The organism is Desulfotomaculum copahuensis (assembly GCF_001655685.1).
In the GTDB taxonomy this organism is placed as follows: domain Bacteria; phylum Bacillota; class Desulfotomaculia; order Desulfotomaculales; family Desulfovirgulaceae; genus Desulfotomaculum_G; species Desulfotomaculum_G copahuensis.
This window is the reverse complement of sequence record NZ_LYVF01000171.1, coordinates 35,076-47,852: the sequence shown is the minus strand read 5'-3', so window position 1 is coordinate 47,852 and position 12,777 is coordinate 35,076. Positions and strand designations below refer to the sequence as shown.

Below are 12,777 nucleotides of genomic sequence, written 5' to 3'. Positions count from 1 at the left end.
CGGCGCACCTACCTGATTGGCGTACTGGCCAGAGTGGTGGTAGACATCGCCAAAACCCTGGGTAAACCCCTGGCGGTAGAAAAACTGGACTTCGGCAAAGACCGGCTGGACACGAATAAAAGATTCAACCGCATGGCGGCCAACTTTCCGTATAAGAAAATGATCGAAACTGTTATGCGTAAAGCGTTCAAAGAAGGCGTAGGTGTGAAGCAAGTCTGGCCGGCGCACACATCCACCATCGGTTACTGAAAATACATGCGGCGGTACGGAATAATCATCCACCACGCCGCCGCACTGGTCATCGCCCGGCGGGCGATTGGATGCAAAGAACGCATCACCAAAGAATTGAAGCAAAAGATCCAAACCGTAAGAGAAAAGCTGAACCAGAAGGCAAATTCCTTACCCGGGGAAGGAAAAGGGATGACCCGAAAGGTAAAGCGTCTCTTCAAGCAACTAGATGGAAAGGTTCCCGTTTACAACGGTTTAACCCGTTTCCAACAGGAATCGTTTTATTCCGCCTGGCACGACTTGAAGAAACTCGTTTTATTGAGTAGGTGACCCCGTTTAGCCGGAGTCGGACAAACCGGTAGGCCGCATCTAACAGATCGCGGGAGGCAAAGCCAATGGCTTTCGCTTGACGGTCAACGCAGGACGGAAACCCTCGTGGTTTCCCAAAAGGCCGCGTCCTGTGCCCGACAAGCGCAGCTCGATCGTCCGGGTGGGACTCCCGGGGCCGAGGCCCCCCTGTCGCAATGTTCGTCCCCCGGGGCGGACAAATCAAATCCGAAAGGAGCGAAAGCCTGGTCATGGGGGTGGCCGGCTGCACAAAAACCAACGCTTGTTAGGTATTGTGGGCTTTTTTGAACCAGGTATAGCATGAAAGGCAGTGTCAACGGCGTGTACTGTTTGAGGCGGCGGGCCGGACGGGCACTGGCCCGCACGCTGGCGGCCGGGTTGCTGGCGGCAAATATGTTTGCCGCCCTGCCGGCCGCGGCGTCTGCGGACGGTTATGATCTGTCCGCCCCGGCTGCAGTGGGGAAGGTTTTACCCAACGACTGGCACATCAGCCCGGCGGGGTCACAGGTAACTTTGGGCAACCTGCCGACCAACGGGGTCCTCTCTCCGGACGGGCGCTACCTGGCGGTGACGAACAACGGCTGCACCACCAAAACCGAGGAAGTATCCATCGTCGATCTAAAAACAGGCGCAAAAGTGAGCAGCGCGCAGGTAAACTCAAGCTTTATCGGCCTGGCCTTCAACAAGACGGGGGACAGGCTCTACGTCAGCGGCGGCAATGACGGCAAGATCTATATTTTCTCCTTTCAAGGCGGTACGCTGACCACTGCGGGGGCAGTGCCCGTGCCAAACTATCCGGCCGGTCTGGCGCTGCTGCCGGACGGCAAATTGGCCGTGGCGGAAAACATGGGCGACAAAATCGCCCTTGTGGACCCCGGCGCGGGGAAAATAACCGCGGAAATACCTGTCGGACGCTACCCTTACCAGGTAACTGTGTCCAGGGACGGCAAAGTCATCTACGTCAGCAACTGGGGTTCCGGCAGCGTGTCGGTGGTCGACCCGGCCAAAAAAACGGAAAGCAGGCAGATTGCCACCGGCAAGCTGCCTGAGGCGCTGGTGCTGTCCGCGGACGGCGGCCGGCTTTATGTGGCCAATACGAACAGCGACAACGTGTCGGTGATTGATCCGGCCGCCGGCAAGGTGGTGCGGTCCATCGATTTGCACTTCAAAGGCCTGCCCGCCGGTGCGGCGCCGACCGGTCTGGCCCTTTCACCGGACGGCGGACGCCTGTACGTCTCCCTGGCCGGGGCCAATGCCGATGCGGTGGTGGATCCGGCCAGCGGCAAGGTGGCGGGATATATTCCCGCCGGCTGGTATCCCACCGGAGTACTATATAATGCCGTATTAAACCAGGTGATTACATTAAACGGCAAAGGGCTGGGCACCGGCCCCAATCCGGACGGCCCCAAGCCGGGTACCAACGCCCCCAACCAGAGCCAGTATGATTACAATATGATTACAATATGATTACAGGTACCGCCTCCATCCTGCCCGCACCGGACAAAAGCCGGCTGGCCGCCTTGACCGCGCAGGTGTTGCAGAACGCGCTGGACGGTCCGTCCGGGAGTGCCGGCGCCGGAACGGCGTCAGACAACCCGGTGCCTCGCTATGTGGGTGGTTCCAGTCCAATCAAGCACATCTTTTTTATCGTCCGTGAGAACCGCACTTACGATCAAATTTTGGGTGACCTGTCGCGGGCCAACGGCGATCCTTCACTGGTGCTCTTCGGCCGGGACGTCACTCCGAACGCCCACAAGCTGTCCGAACAGTTTGTGACCATGGATAACTACTATGCCGACGCCGAGGTTTCCGTACAGGGACACGCCTGGACCGCCGGCGCCTACTCCAACGACTATGTGGAAAAGAACACCCCGCTGCTCTATTCCAACCGCTACCCCCATTACGACGGCGGCGTGGTGCCGATTACCTACCCGCCCAACGGTTATATCTGGAAGACACTTTCTGAAAAGCAGGTTCCCTTCAAAGTATTCGGGGAAAACTACTACCTGCACAGCGGATTGTACTATGTGCTGGCCGGCACGCTCGGTGCGGACGACCCGCTGACCAGCAGCTACTACCAGTTCCTGCGGCAGGCCGACGGCCGTGACGGTACAGGCATCATGGGCAAGTTTTTCGACCGTTTCAAATCCTACGCCGGCAAACAAGACCCGGCGGAATTGAAAAAATTGCTGTCTGACGACAGTTCGTTCCGGAACGACCTTTCCACCATCCTCACCGGCGGCACCGCCCTGGCCGGCCGGATGATGCAGAACCGCCAGTTATTGCAGGCGGTGGCCGGTTATTTGAGCCACTATCAGTTCAATTACCGCGGCTGGGATTTACAGTATTCCGATCTGAACCGGGCCTGGGTATTCAACCGGGAACTGGAGCGAGAAATTAAAAACGGCAGCGTGCCCGCCTTCAGCTACATCTGGCTGCCCAACGACCATACGGCCGGAGTGAAAACCGGTTACCTGTCGCCGCAGCAACTGGTGGCCCAAAACGACCGCGCGCTGGGTGAAATTGTGGAAAAGATCAGCCACAGTCCAATTTGGAAAGACAGCGCCATTTTCGTTACCGAGGATGACGCCCAGAACGGCAGCGATCATGTGGACGCTCACCGCACCGTCGGACTGGTGATCAGCCCTTATGTCAAGCATGGTACGGTAAATCATACCCACTACGACCAGGTGAGCATGCTGCGCACCATGGAGTTGATTCTCGGCCTGCCGCCCATGAGCATGTATGACGCTGCGGCGCTGCCCATGTACGATGTTTTTACCGCCAAACCGGATAAAAAACCGTATCAGGCGGAACAGACGGATGTTACCCGTGCCGTGGCGGCCGCCGGTGACAATCAAAGGCTGGTTGCCCTGTCGGCCGGTCTGGATTTCAGCCATCCGGACATTGAATCACAGGACAATGTGCTGAACAAAATACTTTGGGAAAGTATCAAGGGAACACCCTATCACCGGGTGAACGGCGGGGATGATGAGGACGACCGGGGTTGAAAATAAAAAACCCCGGCACGACCGGTTAATTCATTCAAGTTGTCAGTAAAACATAGCGGCAGCCGGTTTATTAAAAAAGCGGCTGCCGCTTTTGATTGGAATCAACCGGATGAAGAGGACACCTGCGAACTACGGCCGGGGAAAGATGCCGGGGAATGACGCCGGCGTCCTTGCCATATGCCGGTAAATATGCTATAATCGTTTAGCCAAAAAAATGGCTTGATCCACCCTGCTCCACCGGGTTGCTGCTCCGGCCGGTCCGTTTTTCCGGGGGATCGGCGGGCGGCGGCCGTACTGGCGGGGCCATTAGTCCGTGGGGAGGAGGTGCAGGCATGATTAGTTACGAAACCGTCTTTATTTTGCGTCCGGAATTGGACGAGGAGAAGGCCGGCGAGGTGGTGGAAAAATTCAAGTCGCTGATTGAAAACCACGGCGGCGAGATCACCAAGCTGGAAAGATGGGGTAAGCGCCGGCTCGCTTATGATATTGATCATCAGCATGAAGGCGTGTACATGATCATCCAGTTCAAGGCGGAGTCGGCCGTGGCCCGGGAACTGGACCGCGTCTTTAAAATTACAGACGGTATTTTGCGGCATATCATCGTGCAAACCGCCGCCTGAGCGGCAGGCGTAATCAGGCGGGTGGGCCGGCCTTTCCGGTCAGCGAAAAAATAAGAGCAAGGCGGTGTAAGGGATGGTCAATAAAGTCATCTTAATCGGGCGTCTCACACAGGATCCCGAGTTGCGCTACACCCCCAACGGTGTGGCGGTGGCCCGGTTTACCCTGGCCGTCGACCGCCCGTTTGCCAATCAACAGGGGGAAAGGGAAGCGGATTTTATTGACATTGAGGTCTGGCGCAAGCTGGCGGAAACCTGCGCCCATTATCTGGGCAAGGGAAGGCTGGTCTTTGTAGAAGGATATTTGCAGATTCGCTCCTACGATGATAAACAGGGCATCCGGCGCAAGGGCGTCAGAGTGGTGGCGGACACCGTGCGTTTCCTGGATCGGGCCAAAGAAGGCCAACCGGCGGCCGGCGCTCAGACTGCCGGACAGACGGCCGCACAGACCGCCGCCACCGGTGAGGACAACTTTGCCCACGAAATCAATTATAATGAGGATGACATTCCTTTTTAGCGAGCAATTTTTTAAGGAGGAAAAAGTTTGGCCAGAAAAGAACGCGGCCGCAGGGGCAAAAAACGCGTCTGCAGCTTTTGTGTGGATAAAATGGAGGCCATTGATTACAAGGACGTACCCCGGTTAAAAAAGTATATCACCGAGCGGGGGAAAATTCTGCCGCGGCGCATTTCCGGCAACTGCGCCCGTCACCAGCGCATGATGACCCTGGCCATCAAGCGGGCGCGGAATATCGCCCTGTTACCATTTACATCCGAGTAACACAGCAAGGGGAACTGACGGTTCCCCTTCCTCTATTTTGCCGGCATGCCAGGCGGACCAACAAATAACAGCCGCTATGACGGCGATAGGGCAGGAAAAATGTGCGCCGGTGCAGAAGATCTCCCTGTTTGTCATGAAGGGGGTGGCGCTATGTTTCCGGCCAACCAGGAGCCGGGCATTACGAAAAACATCCGCGTGATCGAATGGCTCAAGGCGGATCTCTTGACTTCCCTGTCCGCTTTGTTCAAGGGAATGCTCCGGGGAAGCGAAGAGCGGCTGCTTGACGCCCTGGGCAGTATTATTATCACCAGTTATGTGCTGGGCAAGCGCCTGGGCATCAGTTACACCAGAATCGACCTCAAGGTGGAGAACAAGCTGCGTCAGGGAATTGACGAGGATCATGAAATGGAAAGGTGGTACGGCGACCTGTCGGCACTGCTGGCCCACCTGGGGGATAAAAAGAGGTGATTCCGTGCCCCCGGAATTGAAAAACCAGTCCCTGGTGGAGGGTGCTTTTTTTGCCGCCCTGACCACCCTGGTTGCCCTGCTCGGCCTTTACGTGCCGCCCCTGTACCCGGTTGCCGGTTTGGCCGGACCGTTGCCCCTGGCGGTGCTGGTATGCCGCCGTGATTTGCGTACCGGGGTGCTGGCCCTGCTGGTGGCGGCGGTATTGCTGTTCTTTCTTTTCGGCCGCCCGCTGACAGTGCTGGTGCTGGTGATTGATTTCGGACCACTGGGCCTGCTGCTGGGCCTGCTTTACAAAAGACGGACTTCCGCCGGATTGAGTGTGGCGGCCGCAGGGGTGGCCGCGGCGTTGCTGACTCTGGTTACAGCGCTGATTACATTCCGGGTTACCGGTATCAACCCCTTTGTGACCGGCCCGGAAATGCGCCGCAGTATGGAGCAGGTGCTGGCCTGGTATCAGCAGCACGGCATGCTGAATGCGGCCGCCGGACAGCAATTGAAGCAGGCCATGGACCAGGCGCTGCATTTGATGAGCACATTGCTGCCGGCCAACCTGATCGTCTGGTCGCTGGTTTCAGCCGGAATCACCTATATGCTGGGCCGGTTGGTCCTGAAAAGGCTCGGTTTTAAAGTGGTCCCGCTGCCGCCGCTGCACCGCTGGCAACTGCCCTGGTATATGATCTGGACGCTGATCCCGGGACTGAGCTTGTTGCTGGCCGGCGAAAGCCCCGGACAAAGAATTTTGATGGTTCTCGCGGAGAACTTGCTTTTTGTGGCCGGCTTTGTTTATTTGATTGCCGGCGTTTCGGTAACCGCTTTTTACATCCGCCGGTGGGCGCGGACCAGATTGTTCAAATATCTGCTCCTCTTCCTGATCGTGCTGTACTTGCCTTATGCGCTGGTTGCGCTTTGTACGCTGGGCTTGAGCGATTCCCTGTTGAACATCCGGCGTCTATCCGGTCCGGCAAAGGGGGAAGACAAGAAGTGAAAGTAATATTGCTGGAAGACGTAAAAAGTTTGGGTCAAAAAGGGGACGTGGTCAATGTCAGTGACGGCTACGCCCGCAACTTTCTATTGCCCCGCCAAAAGGCGGTGGAAGCTTCGGCCGGCAAGATGAAGGAACTGTCCCAACAGAAGGCGGTCCAGGTCAAAAAGAAACAGGCGGAGGAAACGGCCGCCCGGGAATTGGGCGCCCGCCTGGAGGGATTGACGGTGCAGATCAAAAGCCGGGTGGGCGAGGGCGGCAAGCTGTTTGGCGCGGTGAGCAGTAAGGATGTGGCCGACGCCTTGTTCCGGGAGCATAAATTGACAGTGGACAAGAAAAAAATTGTATTGAAAGAACCGATTAAACAACTGGGTGTGCATCCGCTGGTGGTCAAATTGCACCCGGCGGTGCAGGCGACCATAAATGTAAATGTAGTCGGCGGGTAGAAAGGAGCAGGCGGGAATGAAAGTCTTCCTGGAGAAATTAAAGGGAGTGAAAGGCGAACCGGGGGCCAAGTTCAAAGGGGTGGAGCAGTTGCGCCGGCAGGTCGCCGCTCTTTACGGGCTGGTGGCCAATCTTTATGGTTCCGACAAGCTGGTATTGCGGGCGGGTAAATTAAACGCCCTGCAGCTGATGCGTTCCGAAAGACTGGAAGAACGGGTGCTGGCGCTGCAAAAACTGGTTTTCGAAGATCCCACTTGCGATGTGGTGCCGGCCATGGAGGAAATTCCCGCGCTGCTGGAACAAATTGAAGAGGAAATCGCCGATATACTGGCCCGGCGCACAGTGGAGGACGAGCTGGAGAAAAAAATCAACGACAAGCTGCAGCAGCGGCATGAAGAATACGTCAAAGAAATCAAGATGCAGGTAATGAAGGAAAACGCCGGCCCGGAAAACGCCCAGACGTTGAAAAAATTGGCCATTTTAGAAAAACTGGAGCGCAAAAAGCTTTCCTCCTCGGCCATGCAGGTGCTCCGGCCGTCCAGTTTCAGTGAGGTCGTGGGCCAGGAAAGGGCCGTCAAGTCCCTGCTGGCCAAATTGGCCTCACCATTTCCGCAGCACATCATTCTTTACGGTCCGCCCGGGGTGGGCAAAACAACCGCCGCCCGGCTGGCCCTGGAGGCCGCCCGGGGGATTCCCGGTTCGCCCTTTGCCAAAGATGCCCCCTTTGTGGAGGTGAACGGCACCACGCTGCGCTGGGATCCCCGGGAGGTGACCAACCCTTTGCTCGGATCGGTGCACGACCCGATTTATCAGGGGGCGCGACGCGATCTGGCCGAAAGCGGCATACCGGAACCCAAACTGGGACTGGTTACCGAGGCGCACGGCGGTATCCTGTTTATTGACGAAATCGGCGAGATGGATCCGATCCTGCAAAACAAGCTTTTAAAAGTGCTCGAGGACAAACGGGTCTACTTTGAATCGGCCTATTATGACCCGCATGATACCGGAGTACCCCAGTATGTGCGCAAAATTTTTGAGGAAGGCGCTCCGGCGGATTTTATTCTAATCGGCGCCACCACCCGTGAACCGGAGGAAATCAGCCCGGCCATCCGCTCGCGCTGTGCCGAAGTTTATTTTGAACCGCTGACGCCGGCGGACGTGCGGGATATTGTGGACCAGGCGGCGGTCAAACTGGGGGTTGAGCTGGAACCGGGGGCCTCCGAACTGATCAGCCAGTACACGGTGGAAGGACGGAAGGCCATCAACATCCTCTCCGATGCGTACGGCCTGGCCTGTTACCGGCAGGGCGGCGCAGCCGGACCGGAGGGGATCACCCTGGTTGACATCCGGGAGGTCATCCAGGTCAGCCGGCTCAGCCCGTACATCCTGCGCAAGGCCGGCCCGCAGGGAGAAGTGGGGAAAGTCTTCGGTTTAGGCGTACTCGGCTTTTTGGGTTCCGTACTGGAAATCGAAGCGGTCACCTTTCCGGCACGTAATCAGGGGCAGGGAGCTATCCGCTTTAATGACACCGCCGGCAGCATGGCCAAGGATTCGGTGTTCAACGCCGCTTCGGTAATCCGCAAGGTTACCGGTGAAGATCTGGCCAACTATGACCTGCACATCAATGTGGTCGGCGGCGGACGCATCGACGGTCCTTCGGCCGGAGCAGCCATTTTTGTGGCCCTGCTCAGCGCCATCCAGGAGCGGGAGGTGCCTCAGGATGTGGCCATCACCGGCGAGTTGTCCATCCAGGGGCGGATCCGCGCCGTGGGCGGGGTGCCGGAAAAAATTTACGGCGCCCGTCAGGCCGGGGTGAAAAGAGTGATTATCCCGGCTGAAAATGCATCCGATGTACCGGCGGGCCTGCCCGGCATTACCGTTGTACCGGTCAAAACAGTGGAAGAACTGCTTGCGCTGGTGTTTTCCACCGGTGAGGCCGGCATGCTGGTCAGCTGATTTATTAATATGAAAAACATCATTCCGGCGTACAGTTTGCGCTGCCGGCTTTGTTTACCCCGGTTATACCGTGTTCGTTTCCGGATCTACGCAAGTCGCTCCTCAAGTGCAATCACAACCTTTCTAATTTGTGGGTTGTGGGCAAAAAACACGGTCGATGCTGTGTAAATATCTGGAGCAATTATTTGGAGCAATTGTTTCACGTGAAACTCAGAAGCCGGAGCGGCCGTTCCGGCTTTAACCAACCCGGGCGCAGGTGAGAAATAGTGGCTTTAACCAATAAGACGCCGCCGCAAAACATTGACGCCGAACAATCGGTGCTTGGCGCGCTGCTGCTTGAACCGGACGCCGTGCCGCGGGTGGCCCGCTTTTTGCGCCCCGATGATTTTTACCTTGAGGCGCACCGGCAAATCTACGAAGCCATCCTGGCTCTGGACGAGGCCGGCCAGCCGGTGGATTTGATCACCGTGACCACCTGGCTGCAGGACGCGGGCGTGCTGGAACGCACCGGCGGAGTGACTTATGTGGCTTCCCTGGCCGGTCTGGAACCCTCCGCGGCCAACGTGGAATACCATGCCCGTATTGTTGAGGAAAAGGCCCTTTTGCGCCATGTCATTCAAGTGGCCACACGCATTGCCAGCCGCGGCTACGAAGGCGGCGAGGATGCCGAAAAGCTGATGGATGAAGCCGAGCGCATGCTCTTTGAGCTGGCCGCCCGGCGCTCCGCCAGCGTATTTGTGACGATCAGGGATATCCTGCAGGAGATCTTTGCTTACATTGAAGACCGCTATCGCAATCAGGGCAAAATCAGCGGTATCACCAGCGGATTTATTGATTTGGACCGCCTGCTCTGCGGCTTTCAACCCGGTGACCTGGTTATTGTGGCCGGCCGTCCGGCCATGGGTAAAACCAGCCTGGGGCTTTCCATCGCCCATCAGGTGGCGCTGCAATACAATCAGCCGGTGGCCGTGTTCAGCCTGGAAATGTCCCGTTCCCAGCTGGTGCAGCGCGTGCTCTGCGCTGAAGCGATGGTGGACCAGCAGAAGGTGCGCAGCGGCCACCTGTCCGAGAGCGACTGGGCGCGTCTGGCCGAGGCCGCCGGACGACTGGCCCCGGCGCCACTGTATATCGACGACGCAGCCATGCTGTCGCCGCGCCAGTTACGGGCCAAGGCCAGGCGCCTGCAGGCCGAAAAGGGGCTGGGCCTGATTGTGGTGGATTACCTGCAGTTGATGCAGGGCGCCCGGCGGGTGGAAAACCGGCAGCAGGAAATTGCCGAAATTTCACGGTCGCTGAAAGGCATCGCCAAGGATTTGCATGTTCCCGTGCTGGCATTGGCCCAGCTCAGCCGGTCGGTGGAAAGCAGGCAGGATAAGAGGCCGATCATGTCCGATTTGCGGGAAAGCGGCAGCATTGAGCAGGATGCTGATGTGGTCATGTTTATTTACCGGGATGAGTATTACCGTCCGGATACGGAAAAGCGGGGGATCGCCGAGATTATTGTGGCCAAGCAGCGCAACGGTCCTACCGGCCTGGTGGAACTGGCCTTTTTGAAAGAATACACCCGTTTTATGAATCTGGCCCGTGAGGCGCCGGAAGAACCATCCGGAGAAAGCGACTAAACAGCCGGGCGCCGCATCATGAACCGGGTGGCGTCCGGCTGTTTCGCCCATGCAGGGAACAACTGCCCGTTCCCCCGCGGCCCGCATATTTTCTATCACCGCCCTGCCGCAGTTCAGTTGACTGCCGTCCGCTGCACGGAACCGTTGCCGGCCGCAATGACGGCGTCTATCAACTGCATCAACAGATCGATAATTTGCCGGGAGGCTTCCGTCAAACAGGAAATATGTCCGTAAACGTCGTCGTCCTGTCCGGCGCGGTGACTTTCCAGCGCCGCCAGGCCGCACTGGTGTACCCGGCGGTGGGGTTCGTCAATGGCGGCAAATATTTCCCTGCTCGCCTGGTCCAGCTGTTCCATTTCCCGCCGCCCTTCGTTATAGTACCAGCGGCCGAACTGGCAGGCGTGATGATCGGCCAGATCATCGCCGGAACCGGCTTTCCCGCGCAGCACGGCAAGCACGCGGGAGATCCAGCGGGCGTGATCAACCACCCGTCCGGCCAAAAAGCCGGGCAGTCCGGCGCGGCCGGTGTCCAGCCGGGCAACCAGGTAATCCCAGGACACACCCAGCACCTGGTGGGACAAACCGGTGTGATCCGTGGCCTCCTTGTCCAGCTCGCCGGCAAAATGAGCGGTTTCCGCCACGCTGGAGGCGTTGGCGGCCATTTCTTCCGTGACCGCCGCCTGTTCCTGGGAGGCTGCGGCCAGGTTGGTCAGGATCCCGGTGAGCGTTGCGGTGCCGGATTCAATGCTGTTCATCGGCGGTTCGATTTCCCTGGCCGCCTGCAAGCCGCTCATCACCGATTGCAGGCTTTGCTCCATGGTCTGTGCCGTTTCCTGCATTCCTTTTTGCAGAGTGTCCACCGCTTCTTTTATTTCCCCGGCGGACAAGCGGGTGCGCTGGGCCAGGTTGCGGATTTCCGCCGCCACCACGGCGAAGCCGCGTCCGGCTTCGCCGGCGCGGGCCGCCTCAATGGAGGCGTTTAGCGCCAGCAACTGTGTCTGTTCGGTGATCTCGCTGATCACACCGATCGCCCGGTTGATGTTTTCCACCCGCCCGGCCAGTTCATGCACGGTGCCGGCCAGGCGGGAAATAGCCTTTTCGGCGCCGGCGATTTCGGACATGGTGCGGTTTAGTGTTTGCCGGCCGTTGTCCACATGACTGGAAACCTGCTGCTGTTCATGGTTGGCGCTTTGAATGGAAGCGGCCATCTGCTGGATGGTGGCGGACATTTGCTCGGCCGCGGCGGCCAGGCTGTCGATCCGCTCGCTGATGGCATGCACCCGGTTTTCCGTGCGGTAGGTGTAAAGTTCGGCATAGGAAGTGGAGAAGTGACTGTAAGCCAGGCCGCGCAAGGAGTAAGTAAGTATTCCGTCAGCTGCGGGCGCGGTCCTTTTCCGGTTGAACATAGGTCCATCCCCCCAAACGTTGAGTAACAATTACTATTATAAGGCATAATAAAAAAAAGTGAACAGACAACTTATTAAATTTTGGTTAATTTGCCGCCAGGCGGTAAAAGCGGGATCAGCACCGGCGCCCGGGTGAACGGACCGGACTAATCCGGGGCGGTATGAACAACCCCATGAAGAAGCCTCCGGGTTTGTCCCGGAGGCTCATATGCGGCTTGCCCACAGCAACCGCCGCGTCCGGCCGGACAACCGCGTTTCCTCCCGGGGGCATGTTGTCCGGAGCATATGGCTGATCAGGTTGTCCGGCAATTGTCAAACCACCTCGGACTGCGGAATATCGACCAAATCCCGGTCGTCAATAATGCCGTTGGTTCCCGCGATACAGCTGAGATCACCATATTGCGTGCCTGTAGCACTGGTTGTTTTATGCACGGGCGACCAGGCCGGCAAAAAGTTTTGTCCGGCTACAATGGCCGCACCGGTTTGTAATGCATCGATCTTGACGGAAAACGTATTTAAATTGATTAATGGAAACAATTGTTATCCCTTCTTTCCTGGATTATAATACCCGGGCCTGGGGAATATCCAGCAGATCACTGTCATCAATAACGCTGTTGGTTCCCAATATACAGCTGCCGTCCCCGTATTGTGAGCCAGTACCGGCCGTTGTTTTATGGATAGGCATCCAGGCCGGTAAAAAATTTTGTCCCATGCCGATAACAGCACCCGTTTGCAAGACATTGATTTTTACCAGGAATAAATTAATATTCAATACTGGAAACAAAGGATTCACCTCCCTCGGGATAATATATGCAATATATATCCTCAAAATGAAAAATTTACTGGCCCGGGGAGCAGTTGTTGTGATTAAAATTTATGACAGTTGCCGCCGGATGTCATAACTGCGCCGCCCCGCC

The 12,777-nt window shown here is 57.4% G+C and carries 15 protein-coding genes; 12 read left to right on the top strand and 3 right to left on the bottom strand.

Translation table 11 applies throughout. From position 1 onward, the window contains the following. The 12 genes from A6M21_RS19150 to dnaB all read left to right on the top strand — a co-directional run. Positions 1-249 (top strand): IS200/IS605 family accessory protein TnpB-related protein (locus tag A6M21_RS19150; RefSeq protein ID WP_242868840.1); only part of this gene is annotated, 249 nt, incomplete at its 5' end. Positions 250-255: 6 nt separating this feature from the next. Further along, positions 256-558: a hypothetical protein gene (locus A6M21_RS19145; protein WP_066669320.1), complete on the top strand. Its 303-nt coding sequence runs from the start codon at positions 256-258 to the stop codon at positions 556-558. 339 nt (positions 559-897) lie between these two features. After that, positions 898-2,043, top strand: coding sequence for a YncE family protein (locus tag A6M21_RS12550; protein WP_161486060.1), 1,146 nt, complete (start codon positions 898-900; stop codon positions 2,041-2,043). Beyond that, positions 2,040-3,587, top strand: coding sequence for an alkaline phosphatase family protein (locus A6M21_RS12545; RefSeq protein WP_066669318.1), 1,548 nt, complete (start codon positions 2,040-2,042; stop codon positions 3,585-3,587). Before A6M21_RS12550 ends, A6M21_RS12545 begins: the two co-directional genes overlap by 4 nt. Before the next feature lie 332 nt (positions 3,588-3,919). Further along, positions 3,920-4,207, top strand: a complete 288-nt coding sequence (gene rpsF, locus A6M21_RS12540; RefSeq protein WP_066669317.1) for a 30S ribosomal protein S6 — start codon at positions 3,920-3,922, stop codon at positions 4,205-4,207. A gap of 73 nt (positions 4,208-4,280) precedes the next feature. Then, a complete protein-coding gene (locus A6M21_RS12535; RefSeq protein WP_066669312.1) occupies positions 4,281-4,721 on the top strand; it encodes a single-stranded DNA-binding protein in 441 nt (146 codons plus the stop codon). 27 nt (positions 4,722-4,748) lie between these two features. After that, positions 4,749-4,982, top strand: coding sequence for a 30S ribosomal protein S18 (gene rpsR, locus A6M21_RS12530; protein WP_078060625.1), 234 nt, complete (start codon positions 4,749-4,751; stop codon positions 4,980-4,982). A gap of 150 nt (positions 4,983-5,132) precedes the next feature. Next, positions 5,133-5,450, top strand: a complete 318-nt coding sequence (locus A6M21_RS12525) for a MazG-like family protein (protein ID WP_066669311.1) — start codon at positions 5,133-5,135, stop codon at positions 5,448-5,450. A gap of 4 nt (positions 5,451-5,454) precedes the next feature. Continuing rightward, entirely contained in the window at positions 5,455-6,435 is a 981-nt protein-coding gene (locus A6M21_RS12520) for a YybS family protein (protein WP_066669310.1), read from the top strand. Then, positions 6,432-6,878, top strand: coding sequence for a 50S ribosomal protein L9 (rplI, locus tag A6M21_RS12515; RefSeq protein WP_066669308.1), 447 nt, complete (start codon positions 6,432-6,434; stop codon positions 6,876-6,878). Before A6M21_RS12520 ends, rplI begins: the two co-directional genes overlap by 4 nt. A 16-nt stretch (positions 6,879-6,894) precedes the next feature. Beyond that, positions 6,895-8,832: a Lon family ATP-dependent protease gene (lonC, locus tag A6M21_RS12510; protein WP_066669306.1), complete on the top strand. Its 1,938-nt coding sequence runs from the start codon at positions 6,895-6,897 to the stop codon at positions 8,830-8,832. Positions 8,833-9,098: 266 nt separating this feature from the next. Then, complete coding sequence (gene dnaB / locus A6M21_RS12505) at positions 9,099-10,454, top strand: replicative DNA helicase (protein WP_066669304.1); 1,356 nt, start codon at positions 9,099-9,101, stop codon at positions 10,452-10,454. Between the two features lie 113 nt (positions 10,455-10,567). Here dnaB and A6M21_RS12500 read toward each other — a convergent pair whose 3' ends face one another. From A6M21_RS12500 to A6M21_RS12490, 3 genes are all read right to left on the bottom strand, one after another. Next, positions 10,568-11,860: a methyl-accepting chemotaxis protein gene (locus A6M21_RS12500; RefSeq protein ID WP_066669298.1), complete on the bottom strand. Its 1,293-nt coding sequence runs from the start codon at positions 11,858-11,860 to the stop codon at positions 10,568-10,570. 312 nt (positions 11,861-12,172) lie between these two features. Further along, a complete protein-coding gene (locus A6M21_RS12495) occupies positions 12,173-12,397 on the bottom strand; it encodes a hypothetical protein (RefSeq protein WP_066669292.1) in 225 nt (74 codons plus the stop codon). A 22-nt stretch (positions 12,398-12,419) separates the two neighbouring features. Then, entirely contained in the window at positions 12,420-12,644 is a 225-nt protein-coding gene (locus A6M21_RS12490; RefSeq protein ID WP_078060623.1) for a hypothetical protein, read from the bottom strand. Positions 12,645-12,777 lie beyond the last annotated feature (133 nt).

Bases quoted from the DNA above. Each gene is read 5' to 3' on its own strand.
- A6M21_RS12545 (WP_066669318.1), top strand. From the start codon at position 2,040: ATGATTACAGGTACCGCCTCCATCCTGCCCGCACCGGACAAAAGCCGG.
- lonC (WP_066669306.1), top strand. From the start codon at position 6,895: ATGAAAGTCTTCCTGGAGAAATTAAAGGGAGTGAAAGGCGAACCGGGG.
- A6M21_RS12535 (WP_066669312.1), top strand. From the start codon at position 4,281: ATGGTCAATAAAGTCATCTTAATCGGGCGTCTCACACAGGATCCCGAG.
- A6M21_RS19145 (WP_066669320.1), top strand. From the start codon at position 256: ATGCGGCGGTACGGAATAATCATCCACCACGCCGCCGCACTGGTCATC.
- A6M21_RS12500 (WP_066669298.1), bottom strand. From the start codon at position 11,860: ATGTTCAACCGGAAAAGGACCGCGCCCGCAGCTGACGGAATACTTACT.
- rpsF (WP_066669317.1), top strand. From the start codon at position 3,920: ATGATTAGTTACGAAACCGTCTTTATTTTGCGTCCGGAATTGGACGAG.
- A6M21_RS12525 (WP_066669311.1), top strand. From the start codon at position 5,133: ATGTTTCCGGCCAACCAGGAGCCGGGCATTACGAAAAACATCCGCGTG.